Source organism: Bacillus sp. N1(2025), from assembly GCF_053470005.1.
The window spans coordinates 13,477-30,183 of the sequence record NZ_JBLTJB010000014.1 but is presented as its reverse complement, the minus strand read 5'-3'; the positions used below and the strand labels follow the sequence as shown (position 1 = coordinate 30,183).

Annotated in this window: 19 protein-coding genes; all 19 read right to left on the bottom strand. The window is 36.9% G+C overall.

The window, feature by feature from the left end:
• Window positions 1–36: 36 nt before the first annotated feature.
• Window positions 37–504, bottom strand: a complete 468-nt coding sequence (locus tag ACNFN4_RS20590) for a hypothetical protein (RefSeq protein ID WP_115997301.1) — start codon at window positions 502–504, stop codon at window positions 37–39.
• A gap of 20 nt (window positions 505–524) precedes the next feature.
• Window positions 525–1,316 (bottom strand): hypothetical protein, encoded by a 792-nt coding sequence (locus ACNFN4_RS20585; RefSeq protein ID WP_115997302.1) that lies wholly within the window; start codon window positions 1,314–1,316, stop codon window positions 525–527.
• 38 nt (window positions 1,317–1,354) lie between these two features.
• Window positions 1,355–2,080, bottom strand: coding sequence for a hypothetical protein (locus tag ACNFN4_RS20580; protein ID WP_115997303.1), 726 nt, complete (start codon window positions 2,078–2,080; stop codon window positions 1,355–1,357).
• Window positions 2,077–2,583 (bottom strand): hypothetical protein, encoded by a 507-nt coding sequence (locus tag ACNFN4_RS20575; RefSeq protein WP_014417869.1) that lies wholly within the window; start codon window positions 2,581–2,583, stop codon window positions 2,077–2,079. Before ACNFN4_RS20575 ends, ACNFN4_RS20580 begins: the two co-directional genes overlap by 4 nt.
• Window positions 2,580–3,245, bottom strand: a complete 666-nt coding sequence (locus tag ACNFN4_RS20570; protein WP_014417870.1) for a hypothetical protein — start codon at window positions 3,243–3,245, stop codon at window positions 2,580–2,582. The genes ACNFN4_RS20575 and ACNFN4_RS20570 overlap by 4 nt, the downstream gene beginning before the upstream one ends.
• Window positions 3,242–3,562 carry a hypothetical protein gene (locus ACNFN4_RS20565; RefSeq protein ID WP_041482519.1) on the bottom strand — a complete coding sequence of 107 codons (321 nt, stop codon included), beginning with the start codon at window positions 3,560–3,562 and terminating at the stop codon, window positions 3,242–3,244. The genes ACNFN4_RS20570 and ACNFN4_RS20565 overlap by 4 nt, the downstream gene beginning before the upstream one ends.
• Window positions 3,559–3,990: a hypothetical protein gene (locus ACNFN4_RS20560; RefSeq protein WP_224988287.1), complete on the bottom strand. Its 432-nt coding sequence runs from the start codon at window positions 3,988–3,990 to the stop codon at window positions 3,559–3,561. The genes ACNFN4_RS20565 and ACNFN4_RS20560 overlap by 4 nt, the downstream gene beginning before the upstream one ends.
• Window positions 3,991–4,002: 12 nt before the next feature.
• Window positions 4,003–4,536 carry a hypothetical protein gene (locus tag ACNFN4_RS20555; RefSeq protein WP_022553077.1) on the bottom strand — a complete coding sequence of 178 codons (534 nt, stop codon included), beginning with the start codon at window positions 4,534–4,536 and terminating at the stop codon, window positions 4,003–4,005.
• A 52-nt stretch (window positions 4,537–4,588) separates the two neighbouring features.
• A complete protein-coding gene (locus tag ACNFN4_RS20550; RefSeq protein WP_014417872.1) occupies window positions 4,589–5,581 on the bottom strand; it encodes a hypothetical protein in 993 nt (330 codons plus the stop codon).
• 24 nt (window positions 5,582–5,605) lie between these two features.
• The gene (locus ACNFN4_RS20545; RefSeq protein WP_022553078.1) at window positions 5,606–6,148 is read right to left on the bottom strand and encodes a hypothetical protein; all 543 of its coding nucleotides are present in this window, start codon (window positions 6,146–6,148) and stop codon (window positions 5,606–5,608) included.
• A 24-nt stretch (window positions 6,149–6,172) separates the two neighbouring features.
• Entirely contained in the window at window positions 6,173–7,654 is a 1,482-nt protein-coding gene (locus ACNFN4_RS20540; protein ID WP_022553079.1) for a hypothetical protein, read from the bottom strand.
• Between the two features lie 29 nt (window positions 7,655–7,683).
• Window positions 7,684–9,126, bottom strand: coding sequence for a hypothetical protein (locus tag ACNFN4_RS20535; protein ID WP_022553080.1), 1,443 nt, complete (start codon window positions 9,124–9,126; stop codon window positions 7,684–7,686).
• Between the two features lie 26 nt (window positions 9,127–9,152).
• Window positions 9,153–10,967: a hypothetical protein gene (locus ACNFN4_RS20530; RefSeq protein WP_014417876.1), complete on the bottom strand. Its 1,815-nt coding sequence runs from the start codon at window positions 10,965–10,967 to the stop codon at window positions 9,153–9,155.
• Complete coding sequence (locus ACNFN4_RS20525; protein ID WP_022553081.1) at window positions 10,960–12,009, bottom strand: hypothetical protein; 1,050 nt, start codon at window positions 12,007–12,009, stop codon at window positions 10,960–10,962. Before ACNFN4_RS20525 ends, ACNFN4_RS20530 begins: the two co-directional genes overlap by 8 nt.
• 100 nt (window positions 12,010–12,109) lie before the next feature.
• Entirely contained in the window at window positions 12,110–12,634 is a 525-nt protein-coding gene (locus ACNFN4_RS20520) for a hypothetical protein (RefSeq protein ID WP_014417878.1), read from the bottom strand.
• 31 nt (window positions 12,635–12,665) lie between these two features.
• Window positions 12,666–12,995, bottom strand: a complete 330-nt coding sequence (locus ACNFN4_RS20515; RefSeq protein ID WP_029974505.1) for a hypothetical protein — start codon at window positions 12,993–12,995, stop codon at window positions 12,666–12,668.
• Between the two features lie 147 nt (window positions 12,996–13,142).
• Complete coding sequence (locus tag ACNFN4_RS20510) at window positions 13,143–14,342, bottom strand: metallophosphoesterase family protein (RefSeq protein ID WP_448200446.1); 1,200 nt, start codon at window positions 14,340–14,342, stop codon at window positions 13,143–13,145.
• An 11-nt stretch (window positions 14,343–14,353) separates the two neighbouring features.
• Window positions 14,354–14,563 (bottom strand): YonK family protein, encoded by a 210-nt coding sequence (locus ACNFN4_RS20505; protein WP_077722256.1) that lies wholly within the window; start codon window positions 14,561–14,563, stop codon window positions 14,354–14,356.
• Between the two features lie 1,742 nt (window positions 14,564–16,305).
• On the bottom strand, window positions 16,306–16,581 hold the full coding sequence (locus ACNFN4_RS20500; RefSeq protein ID WP_020954168.1) for an HU family DNA-binding protein: 276 nt from the start codon (window positions 16,579–16,581) through the stop codon (window positions 16,306–16,308).
• Between the last annotated feature and the right edge of the window lie 126 nt (window positions 16,582–16,707).

The window sequence follows — 16,707 nt, the reverse complement described above, 5'->3', positions numbered from 1 at the left end:
TTTATTTAAAAAGGAGAGGGGAAAGATCCCCTCAATTTATTTAGCTTCAAATACTCTTACGTCTCTGTCAGTACCGTCATTAATCACATATACATAAAGTGTTTTGCCGGTAGCAACAGGCACCGAGAAAGGTTTGTCGCCGGCTGTCAATGGGATACCTGTATCAGCAGTTACAGTAGAGTTTCCAATGTAAATCGTGCCTTCTGCAGGTGGATAAATAGTAAGTGCTGTTCTGTCAGTGATACCTGCGGTAACTTTTTGAGCTGTTGAAGTAACAGTGAATTTATCCGTTTTAAAAGAGGAGAAACCGGGATCTCTTTCATTCAAGGTCACGGAAGGGGATTGTACTTGGATGCCTTTGATAGCATCTAAACCAGCTTGAGGGAAGTCAACTTGTAGAGGCTTTTCTTGTGATTTGAGATGAATGTCAGTTACTAAGCTACCGTTTCCATCATCTCTAGCTGAAGATTTTACACCATCGAAATCATTAAGTTTTGCTGCCATTAAAAATCACTCCTGTAAAATTAATTGCCAACGTCTACGGATTTAGTTTGAGTTTCTGTGTCAGGGTCAGGATCTGGAGTGGCTACATTATCATCTCTGCTCGCTTCAATAACAACAGCCATTTCGTCTGTGTCAGTGTCGGCCAGTGCTTCAAATTTAATTTCTGGAGCTAATGCATTACCGTTTTCGAGAGACATTTCAAACTCACCTGAAGGGGATACGTTAGGGAATTGAATATAGATATCGCTATAGACCTCTTCGGTATCAGGGTTATACGCAATTGTACGGTACTCAACTTCATATCGCTCAGAGAATTTACTTGCTTTAATAGCGAGCCGTCTGCCGATTTTGTTAATCTGATATACGGCTGTTAACTTTTCTTTTTTACCAGCAAATCCATTGGGGATTAAGTATGTGCCATCTGTAGATACAGGCGTCTTATAAGTTAATCCTTTTTTGTTGAAGAAGGTTATATCACTTACCGGTTTACCTTTAAGAGTAACCGTATTTTTGTCATCAACAATTAGACCATGTTCACGGTCAAAAACCTGAACTTTTGCTTCTTCTTCAATTGTTTCACCTTGTGTCATTGCCAACCATTCAAGGTCGAAAAATGCATTCTTGACAGTAAGATTGATTTCTTTTTCAGACTTCAAGATATAGAGTGGTTTATTCCCGATACCACCACGAAGCTTGTCTTCGGAGATGGCTTGGGAGAATGAAGCTGTTTGTGCTTCTGCTGTGAATACAAGCTGACCATCAGATTTTCTTCTGAAATAAACATCAGCTGTATCTTGAATAACTGTTTTCATCTATAGATTTCCTCCTTAAAATAAAAAAGGAACAGCTATTAGCTGCCCTTAGAAAAACCCTTGGTCTCATTCATAAATTTATCTCGGCTTATGTAATGTTTCTCTTCCTCAAATAAGTCAATGTGTTTATCCCAGTTCACAATGTTCTTGCCTGCTTCTGGTGAAACTGTAGCAAAGAGGGTAGAAGTGTCATATTGCTTGAATTGAGCAATCCGGTGATAAGTCATATAAAGTTGAAACAGGGTCATATCATTAATGTCTTTATAAAGATAGCCTGTATAAGTTGATACTGTGCTAATGATATCTGCCATATCAATTGGATCCACATCTTGACTCTTAACTCTTTTGCTTCGCTCATTAGCTTTTTGAATCTCAGGATTGGAGCTTATTTTTTCTTCCTTCAAACAACACATTTTTAATACAAGTTCTCTAATGGAATCGAAGTTGTCTGGAGTAAGCTTATCCAGTATTTCTTCTCCATTGAACATTTTAGAAAACACTGTGCTATAGGCTTCTTGAAAATTAGGAAGGGTACCCGAAATTTCATAAAGAGTCATTTTTTTTAATTCAGCAACAAGCTCATCAAGTTCCCCAAAACGATTAACATCTTCTTTGCTATAAACATAAATGATCTCTTTTTTGGACATTTTGATTAGCCTTAAATAATTGGCTAACTGACCGTACTCTTTAACTTTAATGAATCTGCATTCACCAAGTTCTGTAGAGATAGGCTCTCCAGTAATGAAAAACTCCATATCAATCATTTCATAGCTCCGAAAGTGAATATTAATTTGTATCCCAAGTACCCTTCAGGCGCATTTGATATGAGCAACCTTGTGTATTTAACATTTTTACCGATACCAGCAAAATTTTGATTGAAGAGCATGTCACAAATACGATCAGTAATTTTCAGGTTCCTGAATTCAGTCTCTTCATAGGTGTTAATGTGTGTATAAACATCAATCATCAAATCTTGATCTAGCAGCATCACACTTTGGGTTGAGGGTTTAGGGATTCCATTGCCAAGATAAACACAAAGCCTGCAAATTGGTTGATCGGTTAAATCATCAGTTTTGGGAGCACGTTTAATTATGGAGCTTAATATCGATGGGGAATCATCAACTGGATCATAATAATTTTCCAACGTCTGAACGTCAGGGAGAGAAGAGGAGAGAGGGTCATCTTTATAATATAAAAGACGATTCAATTCAGTATCATTCATAATGGTTCTGAATACAGTTGTCATATGTTCGACCATCATACTCATTCACTATCACCTCCAACTTTCTTTTTGGCTATAAGTCTAATTGTCCCGGTGTCTCCATAGACCTTGGAATAGTCTATATCATCAACACGGAATTCCTCGCCATAAAAAGAAAGAAAAAGACCCTTCCTTAATTTTTCATGTTTTAAAAAGGGGATGGTGACATGTGCTTGTCCTTCGGGAATGTTTATGGCCAATTCGGATCCAATTATTGAGGTTGTGCGCTCAAAGACACAAGGAACTTCAAGCTTTTCACCAGGAACTGTAATCATAATTGGTTTTCCTGTAATTTCATTAATCTTTCCAGATGGAATCTTACGATCAGATGATGTTAGTGAAATAGATGAGTTACATAATTTAGCCTTGGCTATGGGATAAAGTCTGTTTGTATCAAACTCTGTAATAAGAAAAGGGGAATCGTTTATTTCCGCAATAGCTCCCTTATGGGATTCATAATCAGGTCGAAACAGTAATGTTTTATCTTCGGAGGTTTTCCCCTGATTTATTATTACATCGGTTAATTCACCGTTGATCGGAATGCTCTCAGAGAAGAGTGAAGAATCAAAAGACTTATTTATTGTGTCTTTCGTGTTATTAATTATAACTTCATCAGGAGTAGAGCCGTATGCAAGTAACCTCTTTTTATATGTTTCAAAAGAGTTCAATGTTCCATTCTCCCCATTATTTTTTCAATGGTTGCAAGAACTTTAAACACTTCTTTTCTAACGACATGAAAACTGTAGTCATGTGATGAAATATTCAATCGAATGGACTCTAGAGTTGCAAGTATCACAACATAATCAGAGCAATCATGTGCAGATTTAATAGTATCCTGAGCTCCATATAATTCGAAGATTAGTGAACTGACATAATTATTAATACCATAATTACTTTCTTCTAGGAGGGGAATGATTTTAAAGATGCGTGACTTTAAAAAGTTGAAGTATGCTAACTGAGTTTTTGAATCTGTTATCATCTTCATGATCTAAAGCCTCTCATACTTATATTTGAGTATGTATATTGCACCATTAAATCTTCAGCTTCTTTTTTGATTAAATTACGTAGCTCTCTAATCTCCTTAATATGGTTCGCTTGCGAATACAATTTGAAGTCCTTAGAGCTCAGAGTTTGATGTAAAAGGTCAGCAGTGACTATTTTGGGAGTGAGATATTCTACAACCATAAAGCATGCCAGAATTTCTTTTTCTTCATCAGATAGATCTTCATTGAATTGTTTGAGTTCTTGATCCCTGTCAGTTAAGTCCTTTTTACACCTTCTAAATTTAATAGATGACGACCTTAATAAAGGCTCTAAGGTATCAGCCAAATCTTGGTCGGAAATGTTTAAAAATGAGTAATCAGTTAACTTAGGAAGGAAAAACCCGTAGATTTCTTCAAAAGGAGTAGGCAAATATTACGCCTCCTAATCTGCTAATGAAAGAATGTCCAAATGGAGCTCTTTTTCCAATAGCTTAAGAAGCTGAAGATTATTAAATTCTCCACTTTCAACACCTTTTCTAGCTTTGTCAGCAATCAATTCCTTCATTCCTCTAGGTAATTTAAGTAAGATATCTTTGGCATCTGTGACTGAAAGATTGAAGAATTCTTCAACTTCATCAATAGGAATAATGTGTTGATAAACCTTGGTTAAACCTAAGTATTGTACAACTTCCTCATCATCGATAAAAATCCAAGGCTCTGTTAGAAACTTAGGCTGAGACGATTTCATTGTTAACAATTCAGATACCTCTATGTATTCTTCATCCCCATACGCACTCCATACAGTTTCTAGCCCAGTTTTTTTTGAGATGTATTTCAAACTTCCATTCGTAACATTGAAACATGACACCAACTGATTACGATTTATTTGTTTCTTTTTCTTAACTGTTTTCTTTTTTGGTGCTTCTTTTTCAGTAACCACTTCATTAGATTCAATTGCAGTTTCTTTTGTTGCCATTTAAAACTCTCCTTTTTCATCAAAAATATATGAGGGCTATTTAGCCCTCATATTATGCAAATTGATACATGCCGTACATTACGTTAAATACTGTGTCCACTCCGTATTGAGTAATGAATTTGTACTCCATAGACATATCTTGGTTGGTTGTACCATCGGATACTTCTTTAATAAAAGGAGTTCCTTCTTTGACAACCTTAATAGGTTTGGCGTTGGCTGGTAGAACCATCAAACGATCATTTGCAATTTGGAATTCAAAAGTGTTTGGTTTGTGGCTTTGAGGGATAGGAAGGAGGGAGTATCCGTTCCAAACGGAGAGAACACCGTTTTTGTTAATTTGATCTTTCATATTTTCACTCATGAGAGTAGTAGCACCGGATAGTTTAGACAATGCTGTGCGTGTTCCAGCAATAATGATTTGAGATCCTTGGTTTGCTGCTTGAACATGCTCTGCCTGCTCAATTAGTGTTGCGTCATTATAGGTGCCAGTCTGTTTGAACTCAGCAGGTAAGTATGCCATAGAAGCCATGAATTCAGTATAGATACGTGAATTCAACTCCTGAGTGAATGCTTCACTTACTTTTTTGATGAAAGCGTCCCAATCAATGCGACCGGCTAAGAACCGTTTGAAGTCAGTGTAAATTGCAATAGCATACGGCTCAGTTTGTACAGTAAAGGTATCCCCAATATTCAATTTTTGCCGTCTGATGCTCCAATGGTTACCTGAATGCCGCGCTGCTACTAGCATTGTTCTATCTTCAACATAAAATTCATTGGTATCACCAAGAGCTAAATCACGGTAATCCACGAATTGTTCGAAGAAAGGGCTGGCAATCATACCATCGGTAATTGTTTGATCAAGTACCTCTTCAATAATTTCGAAGATATCATTCTTATAGCGTCTAAATTGACTAAAGTTTGGCTTGTCCGTGCCGATAATCTCTACAAATGCTTTACGGATAACATCATTTGCCTGATTATTTGAGTAATCTGTAACTCTGTTTTTATATAAATCAATACCCAATTTCACAAGATCTTGTTTCATTAATTAACCTCCAAGTTATGATTATTAGTTTTGTTCTACTCTGATAACGACTAAATCAAGCATTCCGCCCACATAACCAGGTTTCCCGGTTACTGTTTGAGTGCCAATCTTTTCGATGGCTTCGATTCGCCCTACAAATCTTTGATCGGCTACATCTGCCTCTACAATCTCTTTATATTTGAAAGAATTAGCTTGTAAGGTGACCTTATTTCCAATTACAACTTGTTCACCAAGAGCATCAATTAGATCTGGTGAAACAGAAAAGATATCGCCTTCAACAAGGTCGTATACTCTAAAAATTTGACCGGCGTCAATTTTGAAATACTTTAAATTGTTTTGTGATCTGCGAGTCTGGTCATACATAATCTCATCTTGTGCTACAATAGCAGCTTTTTCTTTGGCTGGATCTGTAGCTCTTTTAAATAGGCGCAACTCTCGTTCACCTTCATACGGAACTCCAACCACACCAACATTACCATTTTCAACATTAAGTTTTGCTTTTACAGAATGAATATGGGCACCGCCGTATACGGCAGCCAAATTATCTAAACGAACAACTCCTGACATTTAAATGCCTCCTCCAAATGTTATTTAGTTTGAAAACTTTTCGAACAACCCGCCATAAACCAGTTGTGTATCATCATTTTCTTTATTAAAAGGTATTTTCACAGTTGTATCTTTTTCTTTTTTCGAAGATGAAAAATTTGCTTTCTTTTTTCCTAAAAGAGTGAAGAGTTTCTCTTCAATCTGTTGAATAGATAAACCTTCAGAAATCGCTTTAACTGAATTGATATCATCTTCAGATAGTTCAAGATTGAACTTTTCATAAAGCTCTTTTTCTTTTTCCTTACGTTGTGAAGAAAGAGTGTCAGCTTTAAATTGTTTGAGCGCCTCATTTTCTTCTTTAACCGACGCGTAAGTATGTTCAACCTCTTTTTCCTTTGCTTCAAGTTCATCTTTTAGTTTTTCAACAGGCACCACAGAAAATTTTGATTCATTGCCTTCGATAAAATCTACAATTTCAAACTTCTTTCGGTGTTTTGTTGAAAAATCAATTGTCACCTTGTCTTCTGAAATGGAGAATTTGAAGCCATACAGTAATCCGTCTTCTTTGTTATCAAATGCAAAAACTTCATCGTCTTTTTGATCTGCGTAGTAATAGCGAATTCGCTCTTCAGATTCACCCCAACTATAAGTTTTCACAAACTTTTCTTCACTAAGGGCACGTTTTAATTCAGCTTCTAACTGATTAGCTGACAAGGAAAAGCTGCTGTCAACTTTGTATGCTGTTTTGAGTTTTTGATTTAACTCTTCATATGAAAGGGCTTCATAATTGATTCCGTTTGCGGCTAACTCTTCTTTAGTAACAGAGAATTGTTTTAAAAGTTCTGTTTTATCCAAAGTCTTTATACCTCCTTTATCAGTGTTGATGGATTTAAACAGTTCCATTTTTTCTTGAATACCTTTGAACATTTTGTCTTCTGAGAATTGAGTTTCGATAGTTGCAGACTGCATAGCAGGGAGGACATCAGTTCCTAATGCACAAGCACCAAAAAAGCTAAATTTAGTGAAATGGAACACTTCATCAATCCATTCCCCTTCAAAATCATCATGGAGTTCCATGGACTGTGACTTCACGCTGTTTCTGTTGAATATTTCGATTGGATCGTCCCATTTTTGCCATACAAGTCCTTCGCAAGTAAGGAATTCTCTTTCTATTCCGTCATCACAAACTCGTTTTTCAAACTTTGCATTGTTCGACTCAGGAATGAGCCCGATAGCTTGTCCGATATACTTAACTTTAAAGTGACCATCCTCTTTAATTAAAACCATGCGGTGGTCTGAAAAATCAATATCCCCATCAGAGTTCTCTTCTATGTAGGATAAAATAGGAGTATTAGCAAGAGAGGGGATAGCGGCTTGAACTGCTTCTTTATTAAAATAGCTTCCATTTAGGTTTTCCCCTAAATGCATCAGCCAAATTTTCACCTTTAAGAATCGAGTGTCTTCTGTTTCAAATGAATCCAAGCTCTGAAAGAGAAGAGGCACATAATTATCTACCGTTTTGTCCAAATTTTCACCTCCTTTCAAAAATCATTTGATTACTCTCGATTAAGGTTTCCTTCATTTTCCCTCGTTTCAACACCTTTATCGGAAAGAGCATCTTCTTTTTTCTTTGGGGCGCCAGCGGATTTAACGCTTTGTGTGTGAGAGCTGGACAAAGGTATTAAATTATCTGGCAAGTTCATAATTTCATTCTCAAGAAATGCCATGTTGTTTAAATTGCTCTGTGTAACCCCCAATGTAGAAGCTAATGCAGACTTAACAGGCATTCCATATTGAGCTGCTTGTAACAAACTGTCTCGTACAGTTTCTACATTCAATTTTGTAGTTTCTAATAGCTCAATTCTGAATTTATATTCACTATCCATTTTTTTGAGCTTCCTATTTAGCCATCGTTCCAATTGTTTTAACACTCTAAAAGCGACTTGTTCATCTGTGATTATCGATTTAGATAGGCCTGTTCCACTCATTCCATCACTGTTGAATAATATTTGACTGACTCCGGCCGCATTATAATAATCTCTTTCAGCTTTTGCGACAGCATCTGCATCATTGCTTTTTCTTTCAAGCTTAATTGCTTCAATTTGCATAGGAGAGGTTACTAGACCAACTTCTTCTGGCAGAGCATTCATTGCCATATTGTGAAAATCAATGGCTGTTTCCATGTTCAATAAAAGCTTGTCTGCTTCTCCAGATTTCTCATCCATGGGGATTTTTTGTGTTAGGATCATATAATTGTCCATCTTGTTTTTTACATTGCGAAGTCTTTTGGTTTCATCTATATCAAGAACTGATTCAAAAACTGAAGAGAAAGGGGGAAGTAGATATTCAAGTTCCTCATTTACCTTGATACATATAGTGTTTTCGGAGCTCAGTTCTTGCCACCTTAAGCCTGTTTTGTCTTTGGTGTATTTCAGATACTTAACCCTAAATTCTTTAGGATAATCCTTTAAGATGTCCTTATTAGAATCAAAATAAGCAAAGTCAAAACTGTAGTTGAAAACTCCATCTTCAATGGAACTTATCCTACAATAATCTGGGTCAAGTTTTTGAATGAAATACGAATCAGATGTTGTATGCTCATATCCATAAAAGACGTCTTCTTTAAAGGCAATTAGCAATAGTTTTGTGAATTCGTGCTGAAGATTCATTGTTTCAATAAGTTTTAATATGCTGGAATATTGATCTTTAAAGGGTTTTTCTTTGAATTTGTCTATATTTAAATCGAAAGGTTTGATTATGTAATCAAAGCGGAGCATAGTTGCAAAATATTGAATCAGGCGTTTATAGTTAGGCGAGGTGTTATATAAAAAACGGCTAACTCTTCTCAATTCTTTTTGGCTTTTTTGAGGGTTTTGAAGGTACATAATGATATTTTCTTTAGTGAATTTTGAGGAAATAGCTGATTTGTTATTATTTAAGCTCATGTCGTTGAGAAGTAGCTTGGACAGCTGCGCAAAACTTATTAATTTTTGATCCATTTGTTACAAATTTCAACTCCTTTCTTTTAAGAAATTTGCGGTTGTTTAAACAGGAACATTTTATTCATATCAATTTTGGGATGCTCTTTTTTTGTTATGTTTTCACGTCTTAGTTGCTTTAAGTACCAAGCAAGCATTGCAATTGTATATGCACGGTCGTCGTGAACTTTACTTTTCTTATCAGGAGGCAAGTCATACCTTACTTTGCTACTACTCCCAGAAGAAAATTTATAGATGCTGACAAGCTCTTCTTTTGCTAAATCAATATTTGTTAAAGACAAAATTTCTTCATCGGTTAGCTTGTACTTTTTTCCTTCACCGTTATCAGTAGGTAAAGTGATTTCTCCCTTATAATCATAGGTTTCAGTAAAAGATATTAAGTTTAAATCCATCATCTCAATTAAAGATTCAAACATGTCGCTTTTTAGTTTTTGAGGTGAGAGGAGGGAGAGTTTGTCACTGGCGTTTGGATACTTGGAAATGTAAGATTTGTACTCTTCGTGTTGTTTATCAATAAGACCCCTGTGTTTAACACCCTTAGTATCTGTCCAGTCCTCCAGTAAACCATCTGCCCAGGCATTCATACCGCCACCGCCAGCACCGGCATCTAAGAGAATTCTTTCGATATTTTCATAATCAGCTGCCTTTGTTCCATTGTAATTTAGAAGCATCCTTTTAAAATCCTTAACTTGATCAGGAGTCTTAATTGGGGTTTTCTTTTTCTTTTCTAGATCAGTCCAAGAAACATTATTAGAAATTTCAAGCCGGTAGCCTACATTCTCATCATTAATTAGCTCTGCAACTGTGCATACTGAGTTGTCATGATTTCTTGCAGGGTCGATGGCCATTAAAAATTTTCTGGAGCCATCATTAGCAAGAACAGGGGGGCGCGTTACAGAATTTCTGATAATCATTGCACGTTTGATGATTTGATTGTCTGATCCCTCGGTGGTGAATATGTTCTTATATTCACGCATAGCTTTTTCTTTGTTATCTCTCATTGCTGCATCCACAGTTTCTTGGGATAGCAAAGACACAGGGTACAGTTTTCCATTAAAGGTGGCATTTATAACAATGTCTGAACTGATATCCGCGACAAAATATCTTTTGTCTCCTAAGAACATCTTTTTAGCAAAATCGCTATATTTTCGATAGAAGTAGGTATCTGTTGAAGAGGCTGACGAGGCATAAATCAGTTGGTTGGGCATTTGTTTAGGAAATAGAGTGACATCAACATCTCCACCTAGTCTAAAATCACTGTTCTGAACAGCAAACGGTTCAGAAGTCGTAAAAAGCTCATCAGGAGCAAAACCACTTTCATCATAGAAATTTAGATTAGAACGCTTCGAGCGGTTGTTGTCAAAGGATCCGTTTAATGAATTTACAATACTTCCGTTATAAAGTTTGTATTGAAATGATGCGGGGTTGTGGGTGAAGCCATCAGTGTTTGCTGCACTCTTAACGGTTTCGTTATAAAAAATGTCTGTAAGGCCGGTAAAGGACGCAATCTCTCTTTTCGCTATTTTTTCAATTTTTAAGAACATCTCTTGCGATTGTGAACCAACACCAGCCAAGATATACGCTTGGAAATTGGGGATCAGGAGACTTTTGGCCATAATAAAAGGGCTTCCCAGTGTTGTTTTTCCTGAGTTTCGCCCCATGCACCAAAGAACATATTGCTTGTACCAACTTTCAGTAAAAGCGTACTTTTGATAATCTAAAAGTTCCATGCCGAAGAATCTTTCTACAAATTTGACCGGGTTTTTTCGCCCCCACTGAATGACTTCGGCAAGCTTAATAAATCCATCTATTTTCCGTTGAGACATATTAGCTTTAGTCATTTGTCAAAGTTCCTTCTGTTTTTCTCAGGCTAAATAATTCTTTCTTAAGCTTCCGGTTTTCTTCTTCAAGAGTAATTGTTCTTGCATCTAAGCTCTGAATAATTTCTCTTTGTTCCATAATCATTGAAGTATAATCATTCTCGTCGAATTGCAATTGATCCATAATACTTTTATTGCTTAAATCAGCTACTTGTCTTATCCCTTGTGCTGTTTCAATATCAAATTGATTAACTTCTCCTTCTTCAAAGCCTTTCTCCTGAAGTGTTTTAATAATTCCAGAAAGAGTCCCGGCACCTTTGCTTTTATTGTTGTTATGGTTTACCGAGATACCATTGTCTTTAGCTAAAGCCAGCATGGATTTGAGAATCTTTTCTTTGGAGTCAATTAAGGATTTAATGCCGCCTGCCTGATTAGACATATTAGCTACGTCACTTGTAATTGTCGCAATTGCTCGGTTTATTTTATCAATTTGATTAAATCCTTTTACAATTTCAATTACAGCGGGTAGTTTGAAATTGTCCTCTAATGTTCCTTCGTCAAGGAAGTTGACTAGGTTATTGTAAAGAAGACGTTTATCACTCTCAATTTCTCCTTCGAACGGATCATATCCCAACATCCTTAATACATCTTTTTTATTGGTATCATCTAACTGAATGCCATCATCTTTAGATGGATGATCTGCGTTTATTTCTTGCTGTGTTTTCGTGCCATCTTCGTCGAACTCACTGTCTTGCCATGTTTTCATGCGGTTATGTCTTAGACCTAAATTCTTCATGTAAATTGAAAATAAATGCCTATTTCTATTTGCTGCTTCTTCAATTGAAGAAATCCAGGTAGTGTGTAAGTATGGTTTATCAAGCATTCGTAAGAGATTTTGTATATGGATAGGACTTTCTATGTCTGAGTCAGCAATTTTTAATAAGCATTGTTTACAGACGTGTAGCTTACCTGTTGCAGCGTGAAAAGGGGAGGCAGAGGCGTAATATTGCCCTGCGTCTCTTTCTTTTCCACAACAGGAGCAAACAATTTTTTCAATATTCATCTACTCACCTCCGTTAATTTCTAAAAACACGTTTTATAAAACGCCCAGCAATAGAGCGGAAGGGGGTACCGCAATCATCCTGGGCGTTCTAAAAAGGTGTTTAAACTAAAGAAGAGAGGACTTCATCATGATGAAATCCTCCTTTGATCTCAATTCCTAATTTTTTAATTGTTTTGAGTTGATCTTTAGTAACAGTACTGTCGATATAAACGCCATTCGGAAAATGGTTACCTTCTAAATAATTGACTGAGATAATAGTACAACTAATTCCTTTTTCTTTGGCTAAGTCTTTGTAAACCTTTTGATGAGCACCTACAAGTAAAGGAATATTATTCTCTTGTGATAGCCTAAGAAGAAGAGTTGTTTTACCTTTACCTCTCTGAGAACCATTTACCAGCAGTATTTTGGGTGCATTTTTATGAAATTTTTCTTGTAGTGATTTATCCACGTCATTAAAAACAACTTTCATTCGCTTGGATGGAGGTTGGATTTTCTCTCCAAAAATAGTTAAATGAATAGCTTCTAATACACGCTTAATCTCAGAATCACATCTGTATCCAGACTGTTTTAACTCTGAGAGGGTTTCTAAATGTTTATTTAAGTATTTAAAATCTTCATTCGTCATTTTTCGTCTTCATCCTCAATCGTTTTTTGTATTACTTTAATAAACTTTCAATAGCTCCTAGGCTCACAACTGTCTCATAAGGTGAATAGTGTTTTGCTGCCACACTCATGTTTCTTAAATCATCTATGGCAATTCTTTTATTTATAAAAGCTTCTCTATGAGTCTCAATAACATATTTAGGATCAGCAAATGGCTTACTTACAGTATTACAAGTCACTTCTTCATAAACAGCAGGAATTGAATCCAACAGATACTTATAATCACACAGCTCTTTCATTAATTGTTCTTTGTTAATATTTCTTGTTCCATCTTCAATGATTTCCTTCCAGAAAGACTCGTAAACATCTTTGTAATCAGTCACTTACACTGCCCCAATCCGAATAAAATTAAAGTTTTATATCAATTAACAATCAAATTTACTAGAGTGCTCTTACTTTCAGGGGACAGGTTGTCCCACTGCACTGCTAATATTTCTATAAATTCGTTTGTAGACATAGGATCATTCCTTTTACTTTTCATTTTTAAAGCGAATTATGTATGTAGCCTCAATACCTGCATCATCAAAAACCATAAATTTTTGAGAAGGTTTTGTGCCAAACCGACCTTGCATAGCATAATCATCCGCACCGACAAGCGCTCCATTTACAACAACTGTTGTGCTGCCGTACTCTTTTTCATAATTGTGATGAATATGACCACCGAATATGTAAGAAGGGATATAACCAAGCAATTGGGGTAATCGTGTTACGCACTGATCAACACGATCGTAGTGGCCATGCACAAACACGACTTCCTGATTGTTGATTTTGGCGGGGATGAATCCGTCTTGCTCAGGTTCAATGGAGATGTTCTCTATTTTCTTTAATCTGGCTTCAAGATACCAATTAATGAGGTATTCAAAGTTTTCTTTAATCCCTACATCATTTTTAGAAGGGGACAGGCGACCGTGATTGCCTGCTACGTTGTAGAACTTAACCTCTTGAAACTCACTTGCCAACATAGCTAACACCTCAGCAAGCGTTTCTGATACATATTTAATTTGTTCTACAGCATCTTCATTGGCCTGAACTCTTGTAGACACATGAATAAGACCTCCGATTAAATCACCGAGATTTGCTACATGTAATGTGGAGACATGATTCTGCTTACCATACTCAATCACTTTGTTGGTGAGATGTTCTACACGTTCATTGAAGATTTCTTTATTGAATTTATTAATGCGGTTGTCGATTTCCATTCCGAAGTGCCAATCACTGAATAATGCAAGCCCATGTTTTTCAGCAATAGCGGGGGATGGGAAGGTGAAGCGAAGGGGTCTTTTTGACTCTAGAGATGCAATAGCTTGTACGACATCATCTTTAATTTGTTCAAACCGTGCTTGATTGGCAATGAATTTCCGGTATTCTCTTTTTTGGTCTCGTGCTTTGATTGTTTGTTTTTCGGATTCAATGCGAATTTCTTCATGTTTTTGTTGAACTTCTTTGTTCATATTCTTTGAGATAAAGTAATCGTGCCAGCGCTCAAATTGTTTAAAGTCTTTACGCCATTTGCTTTCATCATAGTTGGTTCCCTGATCCTTGTTTAAAAGGGTAGCAATTGTTTTTGTGTCAATGTGATAAGTATCTTTGTTTTTGAAAAGTCTAATATGATAATCAGTGAACGATTCGTCTTTTTCTCGTTGTAAAACAGTATCTAAAATAGCTGTCATTCAGTCACCACCTACTCAGAAAGCCCTTCAGTTTCTTGAGGAACAACATCACTGTCGCTTTTTAACGTGAAATCAATTGGATCTGTTTTGCTCTCAAGCTCTCTTAGGTATTTAGATAGTGAGTGAATGTGTATACCATCACCTTTATGTTCAATAATTTGATCTTCATCAACATTTACAGTGCATTTTTTAAAAGAATACTCTTTCTTGCCTTTAGCCAAATTTAATTCCTCCAATATGTGTTTTATTTACGTACAATAAGCTCCTTCGGAAGCCCGATGATCCGAAGCATCGGTAACGTCCGAAAAGGGGATATAAAGGAGATGAAAAGATAAGTCGGATAGGCGTTGGGGAAACGCCCGAAGGAGATTATTGATAACTTGCGTACCGGAAGCCTATTCCGGTCGGCCCGTAGGCTAACGCAAGCACAAAAAGACCTTCTAACGATTTAGATGGCCTTGTTCTGATTACATTCTAACCCCGTTTCACCTACATCAGTAGCCCACGTAGGGACGCAAGCCTTCAGATCGACAGGGAATACGCTGATGTGAAACCTTTGTAGTCGACAAACTATAAGTAAGTCGAAAATAACAAAAGACGCCAAATAACGTCTTCAGAAACTCCTTGTACATCATGGTACATGAGCATAAAAGGCTGGTTATCGCTGTGCGAAATCCAGCTGGCTCCTTCTACACCTGGCAGATGAGCTAATTCATTTATAGGCTGCGAATGAAGGAAATCAATCCTGCGTTATTGCCAACTACTCAATCATAATATGGGTTAAGTAGTCGCCGAACAACCTCTGAATTCGCAGTGAAACACTTGATTAGTAGCTGGCTTTAGAAGGAATCCCAAAGCTTGACGTATCGAGGTATCTTTTATGTCCCCCACGCGGGATTAAACGGCTACTCTCGTTTAATGAATTCAAAAACAAATATTGAGAAGGAAAGACCCATTATAAGCCTTCTCAATGGCATTTTCAGTCTCTCTTGTCAGGTTACACGCCTTATTAAGAAACAAAGCGTCTCAAACGCTCGCCATTTATTTTGCACAGTTTTCTCTGACCCGTGTAAGGAGGTATGTGCATGGGAAAGATAAGTCTCCATACAGAACATTGAAGGAGATGAAGTGAAATAAAGTGAACGTGTTGCTAAGTGAAATTGAAAAGGCAAGACCGAAAATAATCCTTTTCTGTGAAATGGGAGCGGTGATCAATCGCCCAAAAACCATCTCACTTATTTTACGAGCATAGAAGACTCGCTAACCCGGAAAAATTTTTGATGACCGCATAATAAGCATCAAAGCTTACAAGGGCATTATTTAAAGGGAAGGGAGACGCATCTGCCTTACCTAAGTGCAAGCCGAAGCAGTGCACCGCAATTAAAATTCAGGCTACATGTCACCCATAGTAAGACTGTGATGGGATTCACCCTACATTAACAGCAATTTTTCAGCTTGAGTAGCAAAGGTCTTACCGGCATGTTCAGCCCGATAATGGCCATTTACCTGTCTCTTTAAGATACAGACATCCGAGTTAACCTCGAACCCTCATAAATGACCATTATCCGACCAACCACAATGACCAGTTGTAGTTGTAAAGTCGAATTTAATGCTTTTGTTCGTATGAAAGTGAGAATAAACATGTTTAGAAAAAGCTTAGTCCACGATGGGGCAATACCCCGCTAATATCCATTTATCTGAAACCCTGGCATTCCAAGTCCTCAAACAAATGAATATTGGCCGAGAACTGATATCCCACATATCAGTAAACAGCTTATTATTGACGACACCCCCATGTCGCCAATAAAAGAACTCTAATTGATTAACCTGGAGATGAACACATGCGAAAAGAGGGGAGGGCGACAATTTCCTCCATAACATCTAACTCTGCCACTTTTAGGAGCATAAGCTCTATGTGACAAAGCGTGCAGGAAGCCTTTCCTGTCGTCCTCATTAACTTTTATTAAGCTTTCACTGCGTCTTTTAGAGCTTTAGCAGCCTTGAAGGCAGGTGCCTTTGTAGCTGGAATATCAATTTCTTCGCCCGATTTTGGATTTCTCCCTTTACGAGCTGCACGTTCACGAACTTCAAACGTTCCAACTCCAGGAATCTTGATTGATTCACCTTTTGTAAGTGTTTCAACGATCACATTAAATACTGCTTCTACCTTAGGCGTAGCTTCTTTCTTAGTAACTCCTAATTTCTCTGCAACTTCTCCAACAAATTCTGTTTTGTTCATGTTTTAATTCCTCCTAGTGATATTGTTTATTTTTGTGTTAAAATATAATTACGGTACCGTTTGTGCTTCTTTTGAAAAAATGGGAGACGTACTCACCCTTATATGTGGAAATTAGCTTTCTTTCTC

Coding starts and splice junctions, on each gene's coding strand:
- ACNFN4_RS20590 (WP_115997301.1), bottom strand. CDS start 504: ATGGCAGCAAAACTTAATGATTTCGATGGTGTAAAATCTTCAGCTAGA.
- ACNFN4_RS20585 (WP_115997302.1), bottom strand. CDS start 1,316: ATGAAAACAGTTATTCAAGATACAGCTGATGTTTATTTCAGAAGAAAA.
- ACNFN4_RS20580 (WP_115997303.1), bottom strand. CDS start 2,080: ATGATTGATATGGAGTTTTTCATTACTGGAGAGCCTATCTCTACAGAA.
- ACNFN4_RS20575 (WP_014417869.1), bottom strand. CDS start 2,583: ATGAGTATGATGGTCGAACATATGACAACTGTATTCAGAACCATTATG.
- ACNFN4_RS20565 (WP_041482519.1), bottom strand. CDS start 3,562: ATGAAGATGATAACAGATTCAAAAACTCAGTTAGCATACTTCAACTTT.
- ACNFN4_RS20555 (WP_022553077.1), bottom strand. CDS start 4,536: ATGGCAACAAAAGAAACTGCAATTGAATCTAATGAAGTGGTTACTGAA.
- ACNFN4_RS20550 (WP_014417872.1), bottom strand. CDS start 5,581: ATGAAACAAGATCTTGTGAAATTGGGTATTGATTTATATAAAAACAGA.
- ACNFN4_RS20545 (WP_022553078.1), bottom strand. CDS start 6,148: ATGTCAGGAGTTGTTCGTTTAGATAATTTGGCTGCCGTATACGGCGGT.
- ACNFN4_RS20535 (WP_022553080.1), bottom strand. CDS start 9,126: ATGGATCAAAAATTAATAAGTTTTGCGCAGCTGTCCAAGCTACTTCTC.
- ACNFN4_RS20530 (WP_014417876.1), bottom strand. CDS start 10,967: ATGACTAAAGCTAATATGTCTCAACGGAAAATAGATGGATTTATTAAG.
- ACNFN4_RS20525 (WP_022553081.1), bottom strand. CDS start 12,009: ATGAATATTGAAAAAATTGTTTGCTCCTGTTGTGGAAAAGAAAGAGAC.
- ACNFN4_RS20520 (WP_014417878.1), bottom strand. CDS start 12,634: ATGACGAATGAAGATTTTAAATACTTAAATAAACATTTAGAAACCCTC.
- ACNFN4_RS20510 (WP_448200446.1), bottom strand. CDS start 14,342: ATGACAGCTATTTTAGATACTGTTTTACAACGAGAAAAAGACGAATCG.
- ACNFN4_RS20500 (WP_020954168.1), bottom strand. CDS start 16,581: ATGAACAAAACAGAATTTGTTGGAGAAGTTGCAGAGAAATTAGGAGTT.